The sequence below is a fragment of the Rhizobium sp. SG2393 genome (assembly GCF_042610495.1).
Classification (GTDB): domain Bacteria; phylum Pseudomonadota; class Alphaproteobacteria; order Rhizobiales; family Rhizobiaceae; genus RU20A.
Genome location: NZ_JBHGAP010000012.1, coordinates 82,278 through 98,663 on the forward strand (window position 1 = coordinate 82,278; position 16,386 = coordinate 98,663).

Below are 16,386 nucleotides of genomic sequence, written 5' to 3' on the forward strand. Positions count from 1 at the left end.
GCGATGACGACGGCCAAGGACACTTTGAAAGACGCGCAGCGACGGATCGGCCTCTTTGCCAAGAGCAGTCCGGAATTGTTTGGCGGCTTTGCCCGCATCAGCAAGGTCGCGACGACGGCGGGTGCGTTTTCTGCGGCGCAGCGTGAGTTGATTGCCGTGGCGATCGCTGTTTCCAAGGGGTGCGAGGATTGCATCGTCTACCACGTCGATGCCGCGCTCAAACACGGTGCAACGGAGGCGGAGCTTGTCGAGGTGCTGGAGGTCGCCGTCGAAATGGGCGGAGGCCCGGCGGTGATGTACGGCGCCAAGGCGCTGGAAATCCTGAGGTCTTTGCAATAGCGGACAAGGCAGCCGTTCTGGAGGGAACGGCCGGGGAGGACATCAACGATGACATATTTTCTGACGGCGGATGGCGGGACCGAAAGTCTTCGGGCCCGTGTCTACGACTTGTCCGGCACCTGCCTTGGCAGTGTGGCGGTACCCTATGAGACGAAGTTCTCGAGCGGCGCGCGTGCCGAGCAGAATCCCGAGGACTGGTGGAACGCCTTCGTATCGGCTTCCAGGCAGGCGATTGCCGAGAGCCGGATCGATCCGGCGGCGATTGAATCCATCTGCCTTGCCACGACGAGCTGCACCGTCGTTGCGCTCGACCGGGAGGGGCAGGCGCTGCGTCCGGCCATCATCTGGATGGATGTGCGGGCACATGCGGAGGCCGACGCGGTTCTGGCGACCGGCGATCCGGCACTGATCACCAATGGCGGGGGAAGAGGCCCCGTCTCGGCTGAATGGATGATCCCGAAGGCGCTGTGGATTGCCCGCAACGAGCCGGAGATCTTCAAGGCGGCACACACGATCTGCGAATATCAGGATTTCATGACGCTGCGCCTGACGGGCGAGCGTGCCGCAAGCCTCAACAATGTGTCCCTGCGCTGGCACTACCAGACCGATCGCGGCGGATGGGCGACATCCCTGATCGAGGCTCTCGGAATAGCAGACCTCATGGAGAAATGGCCGCAGCGCGTCGTCGCTCCCGGCGCCGTTATCGGCACGCTGTGCGCCAAGGCAGCCGATGCGCTGGGTCTGCCGGCAAAGGTCAAGCTGGTGCAGGGCGGTGCCGATGCGCTGATCGGCATGATCGGGCTTGGCGTGGCTCGGCCGGGGCAACTGGCGCTCATCACCGGCTCGTCGCATCTGCAGTTCGGGGTATCCGAAACGCCGCTCAACGCGCCGGGCATCTGGGGAAGCTATCCCGACTGCGTCTATCCCGGCCGCTACATTGTCGAGGGCGGGCAGACCTCCACCGGATCGATCATCGCATGGCTCGGCCGGCTGATGAACGGCACGATGGATCTGGACATGCTGAACCGGAAGGCGGCCGCTCTCGAGCCAGGCTGCGACGGCCTGATCGTGCAGGATCATTTCCAGGGCAACCGCACGCCCTATACCGATCCGCTGTCGCGCGGCGCCGTGATCGGCCTGACCTTGGCGCACGAGCCGCATCACATCTTCCGGGCCATCATGGAGGGCATCGGCTTCGGCACGCGCGCCATCCTCGATGCCATGGCCGATGCCGGCTATCGCGGCCAGGAAATCACGGTCGGCGGCGGGGCCGGAGCGTCGGATCTGTGGCTGCAGATCCATGCCGATACGGCCGGCCTGCCGGTCTGCATCCCCGCATCGCGCGACGCGCCTTCCGTCGGCTCGGCGGTGCTGGCTGCCCATGGCGCCGGACACTTCGCCACGATCGACGACGGGATCGCGGCCATGGTGAAACCCGGCAGGCGCATCGAGCCGCGCCAGCGCGAGGCAGCGCTTTACGACGAGATCTACCAGCAATATCGCGCGCTTTATCCCGCACTGAAGGCCGTTCGGGAGATGAGGGGAACACCGGCATGACGGGCGACCCGGATTTCAGGCTGGACGGCAAGGTGGCGGTGGTGACGGGGGCGGCGCGCGGCATCGGCCGGGCGGTGGCCGAACGGCTGGCGGCGGCTGGTGCGCATGTGGTGATCGCCGACCGTGACACTGCGGAATCGGCCGTCGCTGAGGCCGCCATCCACCAGGCGGGCGGGCATGCAAGCACCGTTGCGCTCGATGTCACAAACCGCGACCAGATCGCGGAGGTTGTCGCGCATCTCTATGACGCGCATGGCAGGGTCGACATCCTCGTCAACAATGCCGGCATCGTCCGCAATGCCGCAGCCGTCGACATGAGCATCGACGACTGGACATCCGTCATCGACATCGATCTCGGCGGGGTCTTCAACTGTGCGCAGGCCTTTGGCCGACGCATGGTGGCCGACAGGCGCGGTGCCATCGTCAACGTGTCGTCGATCTGCGGCGAGGTGACGGTCTTTCCGCAGCCCCAGGTCTCCTACAATGCGGCAAAGGCCGGGGTGAACCTTCTGACCAAGTCGCTGGCGGTGGAATGGGCGCGGCAGGGTGTCCGCGTCAATGCCGTCGCGCCCGGCTACGTCGCGACGGAACTGACGCTGCGCGGCCGCAGCAACGCGGAGTGGTTCGGCACATGGATGCGGATGACGCCCATGGGCCGCCTCGGGGAGCCGCGGGAGATCGCCAACGCGGTCCTTTTTCTCGTCGCCGACGCGTCCAGCTACATCACCGGCACGGTGCTGACGGTGGATGGTGGCTACACCGCAATGTAATGGAGAGGAATTCGAGAGATGCGTGAACAAACGAGGACGGTGCTTGTAACGGGCGCGAGCCGAGGCATCGGCAAGGCCATTGCCATCGGCATGGCAAGGCGTGGCTACGATGTCGCCATCAACGATATCGAACGCCAGAAGGACGTGATTTCCGAGGTCGCCCGCGAGATCGAGGCTCTCGGCCGTCGCGCCCTTGTCGTGTTGGCCGATGTCAGCAGCAAAGCCGATGTCGAGCGCATGGCGAAAGCGGTGCAGGATGCCTTCGGTCACCTCGACGCGATCGTGAACAATGCCGGCATCCTGATTTCCGGCGATGTCGAGGGACTGAAGGAAGAATCCTGGGACAGCGTCATGGACGTGAATGCGAAGGGGACCTTTCTGGTGATCCAGTCCCTCCTGCCGATGATGAAGGCCAGACAGTACGGCCGTATCGTCAATATCGCCTCGATCGGTGGCAAGCACGGCGCACCCGAACAGGCGCACTACTCCGCGTCCAAGGCTGCGGTCATGGGCTTCACGCGTGTTCTGGCACAGGAAGTCGGCGTCGATGGCATCACGGCCAACTGCGTGTGCCCCGGCATCATCCTGACCGACATGGGCCGCGTCAATCTCGACGATCCGGCGGTGCGCAAGAGCTGGCAGGACAAGACCGCGATGCGCAGGATCGGGGATCCCGAAGATGTCGTCGGTGCGGTCGCCTTTCTGGCATCCGATGATGCGGCGTTCATCACCGGACAATCCCTGAATGTCGACGGCGGCATCGTCCTGAGCTGATTGGGAACAGGGGCCTTCCGGCGCGGCTTGCTCCGGCCTCACGACCGGGCGAGGGCTGCGCCGTCGAAGTAGTTCAGGTTGCGGAAATAGAGCCGGATTGCTTTGGCGGCCGGACTGAGTTCGGCGCCCTTGCGCCAGGCGAGGCCGATGTTCATGGCGGGAACCGGGTCGCTGACGTTGATCGTTTCGATCCGGCGGCCTTCCAGCGACCAGGGGCGGTGGACCATGTCGGACAGGATGGCGACGCCCAGCCCGTTGGCGACCATCGAGCGCACGGCCTCGATGGAGGAGGTGCGCAGGATGACCCGCGGCTGGTAGGGCGAGGCATTCCAGTATTTGAGCGCCGAATGGGCGGCCTCGTCCACCGTCAGCATGATGTAGGGCTCGGCGGCGATCTCCCTCAACCCGACATCCTCCCGCTGCAGCAGGGGATGCTGGGCCGGCACCCAGAGCCTTCGCGCCGAACTCATCAGCGTTTCCGTCGCCAGCTGCGGATCGAGGATGTTGGAGGTGAGCAGCAGGGAAATGTCGTAGCGGTTGGTCAACAGGCCCTCCTCGATCGACTCGCGGTTCTGTTCGAAGAGCTGGATTTCAAGCTTCGGAAACAGGCGGCGCAGCCGTTCCACATGGACGGGGAGAAAATAGCCGATCACCGTATAGGTCGCCGCAATCGTCAGGACGCCTTCGATGTCGCTCGACACGAAATCGAGCCGCATCGCTTCATCGACCTTGTTGATGATGTCGTAGGCGTGGGAGAGAAACTGCCGGCCGGCCTCCGTCAGGTTCATGCCCTGCGGCGTGCGAAGGAAGAGGCCGACGCCAAGGATCTGCTCGAGTTCCTTGATCGCCGTCGTGATGGCCGATTGCGAGATGGAGAGCGCGATGGCGGCCTGCGAAATCTGTCCCAGTTCGGCCGTTGCCACGAAGTAGCGGACCTGTCGCAGGCTGAAGGCCATGATGCGTTCCCTTCGGAAAAACAGAAGATGCTCCGCAGATTTCCAGATTTGCCGCCGCATTGGAAGGCAGGCTTCTGCGTAAATGTCAGGCAGGCAGCACCAAGCCGCGAAAATGTCTGCGATTCCGCCTGGCTGACATTGCTCTGACTCGTTCTGATTTTCAGATAATGAGAAGCAGAAAATAGAATTTCTCAAAACACGTGTTTTCTCCTAGCGTTTCATTCCAGACGCTTGACCGCTGCCGGAGAGGACATGGACGTGCGCGACGTTGTCGACATCAACTGCGATATGGGCGAGGCCTTCGGCCGCTGGCGGGTGGGCGATGCGGATGACGCCGCCCTCATGGGCCTGATCAGTTCGGCCAATGTCGCGACCGGCTTCCATGCGGGCGATCCGAACCTGATGAACGAGACGGTGGAGCTTGCCGTGCGCCATGGCGTCGAGCTTGGCGCCCATCCCGGCTATAACGACCTGCAGGGTTTCGGCCGCCGCCGGATCAACGGGACGGCGAAGGAACTTGTCAACGACATCGTCTACCAGGTAGGCGCGCTGCGCGAATTTGCCCGCCGCCACGGCGTGCGGCTCCAGCATGTGAAGCCGCATGGCGCGCTTTACATGGAGATGGCGGTCAATCCGGAACTGGCGCAGATCTTCGTGACCTATATGCGCTCGGCTGCCCCGGACGCCTTCATCTTCTGCATGGGCAATTCGGCCACCCACCGCGCCGCGCTCGATGCGGGCCACCCCGTCGTGCGCGAGTTCTACGCCGACCGGGACTATGACGACACCGGTTCCATCGTCTTTACCCGCGATGCCGGCCGGCCGGATCCGGCGGCGATCGCCCGCAAGGTGCTGCGCGCCTGCAAGGAAGGGCGCGTCAAGACCGTGACCGGCCACGAGATCGAGATCGAGTTCGAGTCGATCTGTTTTCACTCCGACACGCTCGGCGCCTTCGAGATCGCCCGCACCATGCGCGAGGCGCTGATCGCCGAGGGCATCCGCATCGCGCCCGTGTCGAAGATGCCGAAATCCTGACCCTTGCGACGAAACTGAAGAGAGCGGAGACCATCATGAGCACGATCGAGATCAAGTCGCCCCTGCCGGGCACCTTCTACCGGGCGTCTTCGCCGGAGACGCCGCCATTCAAGGCCGATGGCGATGCGGTGGCGGAAACCGACACGATCGGCCTCATCGAGGTGATGAAGACCTTCCAGGAAGTGCCGGCCGGTGTTGCGGGCACCAGGATCCGCTTCCTCGTCGACAATGAGGAGCCGGTCATGGCGGGACAGGTGATCGCCGAGGTCGAGGCATGACCATCCGCAGTCTGCTGGTCGCGAACCGGGGCGAAATCGCCGTCCGCATCATCCGGGCCGCCAAGGCGCTGGGGATCCGCACCGTGCAGGTCTTTAGCGCGGCCGATGCCGACATGCTGGCGGTGCGCCTCGCCGACGAGGCGGTCAATATCGGCCCGCCGGCCGCCAAGAAGAGCTATCTCAACATTGAGGCGGTCATCGCCGCCGCCAAGGCCGCTGGGGTCGATGCGGTGCATCCGGGCTATGGCTTCCTGTCGGAAAACGGTGATTTTGCCGACGCGGTCGAGGCCGCAGGCCTCATCTTCATCGGCCCGTCCGGCGATGCGATCCGCCTTCTCGGCGACAAGGTCGCTGCCCGGGCTGTCGCCGCCAGGGCCGGCGTGCCGACCGTGCCGGGCAGTGCCGGCCGCATCGACGACATTGCCGAGGCACGCCGCATCGCCGGCGAGACCGGCTTTCCTGTCATGATCAAGGCCGCCGCCGGCGGTGGCGGGCGCGGCATCCGCATCGTTGACAGCATGGAGGAGCTGGATCGCCAGTTCCCGCAGGCCTCGGCGGAGGCCGCAGCCGCCTTCGGCGATGGCGGCCTCTACATGGAAAAGGTGATCACCAAGGCGCGCCATGTCGAGGTGCAGATCCTCGGCGATGGCCAGAATGTCGTCCACTGCTTTGAGCGGGAATGCTCGCTGCAGCGGCGCCGCCAGAAGGTCTGGGAGGAGGCGCCGGCCGTCGGCCTGCCCGCCGACATCCGCGCCCGCCTGTGCGACAGCGCCGTGGCACTCGCCCGGGAAGTGAAGTATCGCGGCGCCGGCACGGTCGAGTATCTCTATGACGAGGAGGCAGGCGCCTTCTACTTCATCGAGGTCAACACGCGCATCCAGGTGGAGCATCCGGTGACGGAGATGATCACCGGCATCGATCTGGTGCAGGAGATGATCCGCGTGGCCGGCGGCGAGAAGCTTTCGGTGCGGCAGGAGGATATCCGCATCACCGGCCACGCCATCGAATGCCGCATCAATGCCGAGGATCCGGCGCGCGGCTTCCAGCCGGCCCCGGGCACGATCACGTCGCTTGCTGTTCCCGATCAGCCCGGCATTCGCTTCGATACGATGCTCTACGAGGGCTACACGATCCCGCCCTTCTACGATTCCCTGCTCGGCAAGCTCATCGTGCATGCCGGGGACCGGGCGAGCTGCATCGCAAAGCTCGAGGCGGCACTCGCCGCGCTGTCGATCGGCGGCGTCAGCACCACGATCCCGCTCCACCGGGCGCTGGCCGGCGATGCGGCGGTGCGCAGCGGCGACTTTCACACCCGCTTCCTCGAGCCGTGGCTTGCGGCGGAGGGCGAAGCCAGGATTGCCGCCGTAAGCGGCCTTGAAACGGAGGGACAGAGCGCATGAGTGTCCGATATTCGTTCGGAGGGGACGAGCACCTCTTCGTGGAATGCAGCGATGAAATGTCGCTCGATGCCTTCTTCAAGAGCCTGTCGATGGCAAAGGGCGTCAGGGAAAGCGGCATCAGGGGCGTGACCGAGATCTGCCCGGCCAACGCCTCCTTCCAGATCAAGTTCGACCCCGACATCATCAAGCCCGATGATGTGCTGGCCGAGGTTCGCTCTATCGAGGGCGCCGCGGAGAAGGCCGAACCGGTCATCAAGACCCGGATCGTCGAGATCCCCGTCTATTACAACGATCCCTGGACGCATGAGACGCTGATGCGCTTTCGCGAGCGGCATCAGGATCCGACCGGCACGGATCTCGACTATGCGGCGCGGATCAACGATTACGGTTCGGTCGATGATTTCGTGGCCGCCCATTCGGGCTCGCCCTGGTTCGTCTCCATGGTCGGCTTCGTTGCCGGCCTGCCCTTCATGTACCAGATGGTCGAGCGGCAGCGGCAGATCGAGGTGCCGAAATATCTGCGCCCGCGCACCGATACGCCGAAGCTGACGGTCGGCCATGGCGGGTGCTTCGGCTGCATCTATTCGGTGCGCGGCGCCGGCGGCTACCAGATGTTCGGCATCACCCCCATGCCGATCTTCGACCCGACCCAGACCACGAGCTACCTGCGCGACTTCATGGTGTTCTTCCGTCCGGGCGACATCGTCAAGTTCAAGCCGATCGGCCGCGATGCCTACGACCAGGCGGTCGAGGATGTCGAGAAGGGGCGCTTCGCGCCGCCGATCCGTGAGGTCAACTTCGACCTCAGGGAGTTCAGCAAGGATATCGACGGCTACAACGCCAGGCTGGAGGGCATGATCAATGGCCATTAAAGTCCTGCATCACGGTCTGGCGACGAGCGTCCAGGATCTCGGCCGCCCCGGCTATTTCCACCTCGGCATTCCCATGGGCGGCGCCATGGACCGGCTCGCCCTTCGCGCGGCCAATCTTCTCGTCGGCAATGACGAGGGGGCGGCCGGCCTCGAGGCCGTCTTCATGGGACCGAAGCTGCTTTTTACCGAAGACGCCCTCGTTGCCGTGACGGGGGCCGACATGCCGCCCAAGGTGGACGGTGTCGTGCAGCCCGGCTGGACCGCTTTTTCGGTGAAGGCCGGCCAGGAACTGAGCTTCGATTTCCTTAAGTCCGGCGCGCGCATCTATATCGCCGTCTCCGGCGGTATCGATGTCCCCGAAGCGCTCGGCAGCCGCTCGACCTATGCTATCGGCGCGCTCGGCGGCTTCAAGGGCCGTCCGCTCGCCGCCGGTGACGAACTGCCGGTCGGCGAGGCGAAGGGTGGCGTTGCGGGCCGCAGCGTTGCGGAGGAATTTCGGCGGGGTCCGGGGAGCCCGGCGGAACTGCGCGTGCTACCCGGCCTTTACTGGGACCGCCTGACGGAGGAGGCCAAGGACGGCTTCTTCGCCGACGAATGGAAGGTGGCGCCGGAGGCCGACCGCATGGGCTATCGCTTCCGCGGCGGCCGCAAGATGAGCTTCGTGGATCGCCAGCAGCCCTTCGGTGCCGGGTCCGACCCCTCCAACATCGTCGACAGCTGCTACCCCTACGGATCGATCCAGATCCCCGGCGGCACGGAGCCGATCATCCTCCATCGCGATGCGGTGTCGGGCGGTGGCTACTTCATGGTCGGCACGGTCATTTCGGCCGACATGGACCTGATCGGCCAGTTGCAGCCCCACAAGCCGGCCCGTTTCGTCAAGGTGACGATGGATGAGGCGCTGGCGGCAAGGGCCGAGCGCAAGGCGCTGATCGCACGCATGCGGGCCGCGCTGGCCTGACGGAAAACCTGGAGCGGGAGAAAGGAGATCGTGATGCAGACCAGCAGATTTTCCCCTTCCCTCTCCCGCTCACTCCTGAACGCGGGTGAGGTAATCGGCGGTCTCGCCGGGGCCCGGAATGATCGCGACGATCTTCATCTGTGCGATCGTCCGGTTCACGGCGGCGTCGAGATGGGTTTCGAGCATGGCGGCGGCCGCGCAAGGGGCGCCGCGCATCAGGAGTTCCACGACGAGCCTGAGTTCGGTGATGACCATGGGATCGCCGGGCAGGCCCAGCCGGCGCAGCAGACGCTCCGTGGCCGTCATCGGCAGGAGGTTGTTTCGGATGAGGTCCTGGAGCTTTTCGTTCGGCGTGGCGAGTATGCAGGTCTCGATGAAGCGGGCCTGGATATCCTCGAGGTCGTCAAGGTAATCGCGCAGGTCGCGCCGCTCCAGCGCCACCAGCCGGTCGAAGAGGGCGGTCAGCGCCTCGCGGTCGATGTCGTTCGCCCCGGTCTGCAGGGCCTGCGGCTCCAGCATGCGCCGCAGCACGAAATGCTCCTTGATCGTCTGGGCTGTCAGGGGACCGGCGATCCAGTGCGAGCTCTGGTTCTTGCGCACCAGCCCCCGCTCGCGCAGGCGCGTCAGGATATCGCGCACGATGGTGCGGCTGACCTTGAAGTGATTGGCAAGCTCGATCTCGATGATGCGATATTGGCCGAAGACGACGCAGCCGGCCACGTCGCGCTCCACCGTATTGTAGATGCGCTCCCAGGAGGAGCGGCTTTGCAGCGCCTCGTCGGCATGCTCGGGAATGGTGAGGCCGAGGCTCTTGATGTCGGTGCGGTCAGGCTCGATGCCGGCGCCCGGCGGCCCGACCAGATAGCCGCGTCCCTTGAAGCGGTGGACCAGCCCGTCGCTTTCAAGCGCCTGCAGGGCGCGCTGCACCGGGGCGCGCGAGGTCTGGAGAATATCGGCGATCGGTCCTTCGAGAAGAACCAGACCCGGCGGCAGCAGTCCCTCGGCAATGTTCCGGCGCAGCACATCCTCGGCGATCTCGTAGCGGCGCCGCGTGTTCTGCCCGGTCTGGCTGTCGGTCATGCTGTCGGCCATGGGCGCGATCTTTCCTCGCGAAGGGAGGTGGCGATGTGCCTGTTCTAGACAATTTGCCTCCGGTCTCCTAGACGGAGATAAAATGTCTATTGCATACAATAATCGCTGAAATTTGCAGATGTGTCGAGGGCTACGAACGCACCCGACGCGCTGCTGATGCGATTTTTGCGGTGCTCGAATGGATGTCCGAAGGCGGAGCCTGTCGCTCCGTCGGTATGTTTTGCGGCGTTCAAACCCCTCTGATTGCGGGGTTCTGGGGAAATTCGCTTTTGCTTTGCGTCTCCGGCTGGCTCCGCGATCGTTCCCGCACTTGCTGATCCTGGCGAAAATCGCCGCCACGCGCATTTCGTAAAAAAGTCTATTGAATGCAAAAATCATTTATGCCATGGTTGCCATAGCGCCACCCAGAAGCGCGGGAACAGACAGACAGCATTTTTTGAGACACTTTCGGACGGCATTTCCGGCGCGCTGAAGCCTTCAGCGTGAACGATGCCGGCTATCCATGAGGTCGGGCGACGCCGTTGCCCGTCGCGGGAAAGCCGTGCCCGGAATCCGCCGTCGCGAAGACAGATGGCAGGGATTTCCGTGACGGCTGTGCTCCACCTCCGAAACGTCGTGAAACAGTATGGCGACGCCCGTGCGCTGGATGGGATCAGCCTGTCCCTGCCCGACGATTCCTACATTTCGCTGCTCGGCCCGAGCGGCTCCGGCAAGACGACGCTGCTGCGCGTCATCGCCGGTTTCGAGCGGCCGGAAGCCGGCGAGATCCGCTTCAAGGGCGAGCGCATCGATGCGCTGCCGCCGCACCAGCGCGGCATCGGCTTCGTCTTCCAGAATTTCGCGCTCTTCCCGCATCTGTCGGTGGAACAGAACATCGCCTTCGGGCTGACGAACCGCGCCATCGATCCGGTGACCGACAGCGCGGTCGTCCGTCGCAAGGTGAAGGACATGATTGCGCTCGTGGGCCTCACCGGCCTCGAAGATCGCGGTGTCAGCCAGATCTCCGGCGGGCAGAAGCAGCGCGTGGCGCTCGCCCGCACGCTGGTCACCGAGCCGAAGATGGTGCTGCTCGACGAGCCGCTGGGCGCGCTCGATGCGAACCTGCGCACCCGCATGCGCTCCGAACTGCGCAGCATTCGCGAGCGCTGCGGCGTCACCTTCCTGCATGTCACCGGCAGCGAGACCGAGGCGCTGGCCATGGGCGACACCGTGCTGGTGCTCGACCGCGCCCGCATCGCCCAGCATGGGGATGCCGACACGATCTACAACCGTCCCTCCTCGCCGGCCGTCGCGCGCTTCCTCAACTGCTACAACCTGCTGCCGGGACGGGTGGCGGGCGAAAGCTTCGTGTCGCCGGTCGGTACGGTCTCGATCGGCGGCCTGCGCCAGACGGCGGCAAGCCCCACCTATGCGATCCGCTACGACCGGGTTTCCATCCGTGCGAAGGACGCGGCCCTTGCCGACGGCGAAACGGGCGTCGAGGGCACCTTCATCGCCAGCGAATATACCGGCTCTGCCGTCAACGCCTTTTTCACGCTGGCCGATGGCAGCATCTTCGAGGTCGAGCAGCATCTGAGCCATGCCGCCCCGTCCACCTTCGAGCCGCAGGCGACCTATCGCCTTGCCTGGAAGAAGGAGGACGCCCTTGTCTATGCCTGACGCACCGGCGGCCTGCCGCGCCGTCCCTCCCCTCCTCCCCTCTTCTGCCCGACCGGCGATCCGCATCCGGAGATCCGCACCATGACCATGCCCCACCTTGTCGACGATACGGCGCCGGCCGCCGTCACCTTGCCCAAGGCCCGCGCCGGCAATCTCTGGCTGGTCGCGCCCGGCGTGCTGTGGATGACGCTCTTCCTGGTGCTGCCCATCGCGATGATGGTCTACGTCTCCTTCTGGACGCAGACGACCTTCAAGATCGAGCCGACGCTGACGCTGCAGAGCTGGATCACCTTTTTCTCCAGTGACACCTATCTCGGTGCGCTCTGGACGACGATCCGCATCTGGCTGATCGTGCTCGCGACGACCCTCCTGGTCGGTTATCCCGCCGCGCTGTTCGTCGGTCTCTTCGTGAAGAACAAGACGCTCCAGACCGTGCTTCTGGTGCTCTGCGTCATTCCCTTCTGGACCTCCTTCCTCATCCGCGTGCTGGCCTGGCGGCCGATGCTCGGCAAGGAAGGCGCGATCAACCTCATCCTGATGAAGCTCGGCGTCGTCAGCCAGCCGATCGAGGTGCTGCTCTTCTCCGACCTCTCCGTCATCATCGGCATGACGCAGATCTATTGCGTCTTCATGGTCGGCCCCATCGCCTTCATGCTGGGCCGCATCGATCCCTCGATCATCGAGGCGGCGCAGGATCTCGGCGCCGGCTTCTGGCGCATCTTCCGCACCATCATCCTGCCGCTCTCCATGCCCGGCGTGGTGGTCGGCGCCATCTTCGTGTCGGTCATGGTGCTCGGCGAGTTCGCCACCTCCGCCGCACTCTCCGGCCGCAAGGTCAATCTTCTCGGCAACATCATCGTCACCCAGGTGGGCTCGCTGAAATGGGCCTTCGCGGCGGTGGCCGGCGTGGTGCTGACCATCCTCATGGGTGCGGTGGTCGCCGTCCTGCTGCGTGTCGTCGATCTCAGGAAGGAGCTCTGAACCATGAACGCCAATGGCATCAAACTCGGGCTCGCCTTCTACACGACCCTCTTCCTCGTCTTCCTCTACGGTCCGCTCGTGGTGCTCGCCATCCTGTCCTTCCAGACGGGACCGGAAGGCGGACCGCAGTTCCCGATCATCGAATGGTCGACCTACTGGTACAAGCATCTCTTCGGCCTGACGCCGCCCTCGCGCATCGCGCCGCTGCCGATCGAGGAAGGCCTGGTGCGCTCGCTGGTGCTGGCGGTGATGACCATGATCGTCTCCACCGTGCTCGGCGTCACCTCGGCCCAGGCCTTCCGCACCCGCTTCAAGGGTTCGGGCGTGGTCTTCTACCTCATCGTGCTCGGCATGATGGTGCCCGGCGTGCTCGTCGGCCTCGGCATGGCGCTCGTTGCCAACACGCTTGGCATCGACCGGCACTGGTGGGGCACGACCTTCGTGCTGCACGTGGTCTACACCTATCCCTTCGCCTTCCTGGTGATGCTCGCCATCTTCAATCGCTTCGACCCTTCGGTCGAGGAAGCCGCCTGGTCGCTCGGCGTCACGCCGGCCCGCACCTTCCGCAAGATCACCTTCCCGCTGATCTTTCCGGGCGTGCTCTCGGCCATGCTGTTCGCCTTCACGCTCTCCTATGACGAGTTCTCGCGCACGCTCTTTGCGTCCGGCCGGGATCTGACGTTGCCGCTCGCCATCTACGGCACCTTCTCGGTGGAAGTGCATCCGAACGTCTTTGCCTTCGGCGTGCTGACGACGCTGTTCTCCTTCGCGCTGCTCGGCACCTATGCCGTGCTCATGTCGCTCTCGGTGCGCCGCGCCCGACGCGTCCTCGTGCAGGAGGATGCGTGATGGCCGGCACAAGTGCTCTCGTCACGGGTGCCGGCTCCGGCATCGGCCGCGCCATCGCGATCCGGCTTGCCGCCGATGGCTACGCCGTGTTCGTCAACGATCTCTCGGCCGAGCGGGCCGAGGCGGTCGCCGCGGAGATCCGCGCGGCCGGTGGGACGGCTGCCTCGGGCGCCGGCGATGTCGGGGATGAGGCCGATGTGGCGCGTCTCCATGCGGAGGCGGTCGCCGCCTTCGGCGCGGTCGCCCTTCTCGTCAACAATGCCGGGATTGCGCACCAGTCGCTGTTCGAAAGCCTTGAGGTCGCCGATTTCGACCGGATGTTCCGCGTCCATGTACGCGGCACCTTCCTTATGACGCGGGCCGTGCTGCCGGCGATGCTCGCCGCCGGCAAGGGCGTCGTCGTCAATGTCGCCTCGCAGCTCGGCCAGATCGGCGGCGTCGAACTCGTTCACTACTCCGGCGCCAAGGCGGCGATCATCGGCATGACCAAGGCGCTGGCCCGCGAGGTTTCGGCTCGCGGCGTGCGCGTCAACGCGGTCGCGCCGGGGCCGATCAACACGCCGCTCGTGATGGATCTGTCGGAAGACTGGCGTGCGGCCAAGAAGGCTGAGCTGCCGCTCGGCCGCTTCGGCGAGCCGTCGGAAGTCGCCGCCACCGTCGCGTTCCTCGCCTCGGACGAGGCCTCCCTTTTCGTCGGACAGACCCTCGGGCCGAATTCCGGCGATGTGATGCTGTAAGGAAGGATGAAGACCATGAATGCAGCCGAACAGCGCATCGTCATCGTCACCGGAGCCGGCATCGGCATCGGTGCCGCGACCGCTAAAGCCTTCGCGGCAGCCGGCGACCATGTCGTCGTCACCGATGTTCTCGAGGCGGAAGGCGCTGCCATCGCGGCGGCGATTGTGGAGGCCGGCGGCTCGGCCGAGTTCCAGCCCTACGACGTGCGCTCGACCGAAACGACCGAACGCCTCGTCGCCGACATCCTCTCCCGTCACGGCAGGATCGACGTGATCGTTGCCAATGCCGGCATCGCGCATCGCACAAAGCTCGCCGACCTCACCGACGAGAAGTGGGACCTGACCTTCGACATCGACCTCAAGGGCATCTTCCGCTTGGCGCGCGCTGCGGCACCCTCCATGCGGGCTCGCAAGAGTGGGTCGATCATCGCGCTCTCCTCCATCATGGGCGTCGCCTATGGCTGGGACGAGCATGTGCATTATTCGGCCGCCAAGTCCGGCGTCGTGGGCCTCGTGCGCGGCCTTGCCGTGGAACTTGCGGCAGACGGCGTGCGCGTCAACGGCGTCGCGCCCGGCTACATCCGCACCGCGCAGCTCCTGTCGGAGGAAAACTCGCTGGGGCCGGAGGGCGCCGAAAAGGCCGCCGCCTTCATCCCCATGGGGCGTCTCGGCACGCCCGAAGACATCGCGGATGTCATCGCATTTCTGGCGTCGACCGGCGCGAGATACATGACCGGCCAGGTGCTGGTCGTGGACGGGGGCCTGCTCGTGGGCCGCTACTGAACACGATATCCGCCGCGGCGCTGGGGCTCGCGACGGCATGCATGACGAAGAATGGAGCTGGGGCGCCGCCTTGAGCTTCGGGGAACCACAAAGAAACGGAGAGAAGATCATGTCGACTTTCGAAATCAATCGCCGCTCGCTGCTGAAGCGTTCGGCGGGCGTCATGGCGCTGGCCATGGGCGCCGGCACGCCGTTCCTGTCCTCGCGCAAGGCCTATGCGCAGGCGGCCGACCTTGCGGCGCAGCAGCTGCGCACCATCGGCCTTTCGGTCACCGTGCAGGAACGCATTCTCGAGCAGTTCAAGAAGGCCTCCGGTGTCGGCACCACCTCCGGCACGGCCGCGACCTTCCCGGATGCGCAGACCAAGATCCTGTCGGGCTCCAAGGATTATGACTGCTGGGAAATCATCGCCGAGCGCCTGCCCTCCATCGTCATGACCAACAATGTCGAGACGATCCCGGCGGCGTCGCTGAAGAACTGGGCTAATATCCGCGAGACCTTCACGACGCCCTCCGACAAGTGGGACGCCAAGGCGCAGATCACCGGGCAGATCTGGGCGGACGAGGCCAAGACCATGCTGAACATGGTGCCGGCCGTCTATAACTACGATTCCATCGGCTACAATCCGGATGTCGTGACCGCCGAGGAAGCCAACACCTGGGCCGCGATCTTCGATCCCAAGTGGAAGGGCAAGTCGGGTCTCAACACCGACCCGCTGATCGCCTTCGGCCAGGCCATCATGGCGATGAATTCGCTCGGCCTTTCCAACGTCGCCAACCCCGGCAACCCGACGGCTGCCGAAATCGACGAGGCCGCCGCATTCCTCATCTCCAAGAAGAAGGAAGGCCAGTTCCGCGCGCTTTGGGGCGATTTCGGCGAACTCGTTAACCTCATGGCCTCCGGCGAAATGGTGGTCTGCGATGCCTGGCAGCCGGCGGTCATGGCCGTCAAGGCACAGGGCAAGCCCTGCAAGTACGCCGTTCCGAAGGAAGGCTATCGCGGCTGGGCCATCGGCCCGGCGATGATCGCCGGCACCGCCAACAAGGATGCCGTCATCGCCTATGCCGACTACTGGCTGTCGGGCGAGCCGGGCATCACGGTTTCCGAGCAGGGCTACTACTCGCCCTCGACCAATATCAAGAACGTCATGGCGCCCGAGAAGTACGCCTTCTGGTACGAGGGCAAGCCCTGGGTCGGCGCAGAGGAGCGCGGCATCAAGGAAGGCGACCTGCGCGATGGCGGCTCGCTGGAGGAGCGCGCCAAGAACGTCGCCTACTGGCACCAGTGGCCGGATGAATACGACCACCTCATCCAGAAGTGGGACGAATTCCTGAACGCCTGAT

17 protein-coding genes are annotated in these 16,386 nt (G+C 64.9%); 15 read left to right on the forward strand and 2 right to left on the reverse strand.

Annotated features, from left to right (window positions below):
• The first annotated feature begins 3 nt into the window (after window positions 1–3).
• Genes ACED18_RS19260 through ACED18_RS19275 form a run of 4 tightly spaced genes read left to right on the forward strand, consistent with a single transcriptional unit; the run spans window position 4 to window position 3,440 of the window.
• Window positions 4–339: a carboxymuconolactone decarboxylase family protein gene (locus tag ACED18_RS19260; protein ID WP_377295251.1), complete on the forward strand. Its 336-nt coding sequence runs from the start codon at window positions 4–6 to the stop codon at window positions 337–339.
• Window positions 340–387: 48 nt separating this feature from the next.
• Window positions 388–1,896 (forward strand): ribulokinase, encoded by a 1,509-nt coding sequence (locus tag ACED18_RS19265; protein ID WP_377295252.1) that lies wholly within the window; start codon window positions 388–390, stop codon window positions 1,894–1,896.
• Window positions 1,893–2,666, forward strand: coding sequence for an SDR family NAD(P)-dependent oxidoreductase (locus ACED18_RS19270; RefSeq protein WP_377295253.1), 774 nt, complete (start codon window positions 1,893–1,895; stop codon window positions 2,664–2,666). The genes ACED18_RS19265 and ACED18_RS19270 overlap by 4 nt, the downstream gene beginning before the upstream one ends.
• Before the next feature lie 18 nt (window positions 2,667–2,684).
• Window positions 2,685–3,440 (forward strand): SDR family NAD(P)-dependent oxidoreductase, encoded by a 756-nt coding sequence (locus tag ACED18_RS19275; protein ID WP_377295254.1) that lies wholly within the window; start codon window positions 2,685–2,687, stop codon window positions 3,438–3,440.
• Between the two features lie 38 nt (window positions 3,441–3,478).
• Here ACED18_RS19275 and ACED18_RS19280 read toward each other — a convergent pair whose 3' ends face one another.
• On the reverse strand, window positions 3,479–4,396 hold the full coding sequence (locus ACED18_RS19280) for a LysR family transcriptional regulator (RefSeq protein ID WP_377295255.1): 918 nt from the start codon (window positions 4,394–4,396) through the stop codon (window positions 3,479–3,481).
• A gap of 258 nt (window positions 4,397–4,654) precedes the next feature.
• On the opposite strand from ACED18_RS19280, the gene ACED18_RS19285 reads away from it, so the two are divergent.
• The 5 genes from ACED18_RS19285 to ACED18_RS19305 are packed head-to-tail and all read left to right on the forward strand — an operon-like array spanning window position 4,655 to window position 8,942.
• On the forward strand, window positions 4,655–5,431 hold the full coding sequence (locus ACED18_RS19285) for a 5-oxoprolinase subunit PxpA (RefSeq protein ID WP_377295285.1): 777 nt from the start codon (window positions 4,655–4,657) through the stop codon (window positions 5,429–5,431).
• 35 nt (window positions 5,432–5,466) lie between these two features.
• Window positions 5,467–5,709 (forward strand): acetyl-CoA carboxylase, encoded by a 243-nt coding sequence (locus tag ACED18_RS19290; RefSeq protein WP_377295256.1) that lies wholly within the window; start codon window positions 5,467–5,469, stop codon window positions 5,707–5,709.
• A complete protein-coding gene (locus tag ACED18_RS19295; protein ID WP_377295257.1) occupies window positions 5,706–7,109 on the forward strand; it encodes an acetyl-CoA carboxylase biotin carboxylase subunit in 1,404 nt (467 codons plus the stop codon). The genes ACED18_RS19290 and ACED18_RS19295 overlap by 4 nt, the downstream gene beginning before the upstream one ends.
• Entirely contained in the window at window positions 7,106–7,981 is an 876-nt protein-coding gene (locus tag ACED18_RS19300) for an allophanate hydrolase subunit 1 (protein WP_377295258.1), read from the forward strand. Before ACED18_RS19295 ends, ACED18_RS19300 begins: the two co-directional genes overlap by 4 nt.
• Window positions 7,971–8,942 carry a biotin-dependent carboxyltransferase family protein gene (locus ACED18_RS19305; protein ID WP_377295259.1) on the forward strand — a complete coding sequence of 324 codons (972 nt, stop codon included), beginning with the start codon at window positions 7,971–7,973 and terminating at the stop codon, window positions 8,940–8,942. Before ACED18_RS19300 ends, ACED18_RS19305 begins: the two co-directional genes overlap by 11 nt.
• Before the next feature lie 69 nt (window positions 8,943–9,011).
• Here the strand turns inward: ACED18_RS19305 and ACED18_RS19310 are convergent, their stop codons facing one another.
• On the reverse strand, window positions 9,012–10,034 hold the full coding sequence (locus ACED18_RS19310; RefSeq protein WP_377295260.1) for a GntR family transcriptional regulator: 1,023 nt from the start codon (window positions 10,032–10,034) through the stop codon (window positions 9,012–9,014).
• A 570-nt stretch (window positions 10,035–10,604) separates the two neighbouring features.
• Here ACED18_RS19310 and ACED18_RS19315 point away from each other — a divergent pair.
• The 6 genes from ACED18_RS19315 (at window position 10,605) to ACED18_RS19340 (ending at window position 16,385) form a co-directional block, all read left to right on the forward strand.
• Window positions 10,605–11,693: an ABC transporter ATP-binding protein gene (locus ACED18_RS19315; protein ID WP_377295261.1), complete on the forward strand. Its 1,089-nt coding sequence runs from the start codon at window positions 10,605–10,607 to the stop codon at window positions 11,691–11,693.
• An 87-nt stretch (window positions 11,694–11,780) separates the two neighbouring features.
• Window positions 11,781–12,674 (forward strand): ABC transporter permease, encoded by an 894-nt coding sequence (locus ACED18_RS19320; RefSeq protein WP_377295286.1) that lies wholly within the window; start codon window positions 11,781–11,783, stop codon window positions 12,672–12,674.
• A gap of 3 nt (window positions 12,675–12,677) precedes the next feature.
• Complete coding sequence (locus ACED18_RS19325) at window positions 12,678–13,523, forward strand: ABC transporter permease (protein WP_149740285.1); 846 nt, start codon at window positions 12,678–12,680, stop codon at window positions 13,521–13,523.
• A complete protein-coding gene (locus ACED18_RS19330) occupies window positions 13,523–14,260 on the forward strand; it encodes an SDR family NAD(P)-dependent oxidoreductase (protein WP_377295262.1) in 738 nt (245 codons plus the stop codon). The genes ACED18_RS19325 and ACED18_RS19330 overlap by 1 nt, the downstream gene beginning before the upstream one ends.
• A gap of 15 nt (window positions 14,261–14,275) precedes the next feature.
• Window positions 14,276–15,043, forward strand: coding sequence for an SDR family NAD(P)-dependent oxidoreductase (locus tag ACED18_RS19335; RefSeq protein ID WP_377295263.1), 768 nt, complete (start codon window positions 14,276–14,278; stop codon window positions 15,041–15,043).
• A 109-nt stretch (window positions 15,044–15,152) separates the two neighbouring features.
• Window positions 15,153–16,385: a PotD/PotF family extracellular solute-binding protein gene (locus tag ACED18_RS19340; RefSeq protein ID WP_377295264.1), complete on the forward strand. Its 1,233-nt coding sequence runs from the start codon at window positions 15,153–15,155 to the stop codon at window positions 16,383–16,385.
• The last annotated feature ends 1 nt before the right edge of the window (window position 16,386 follow it).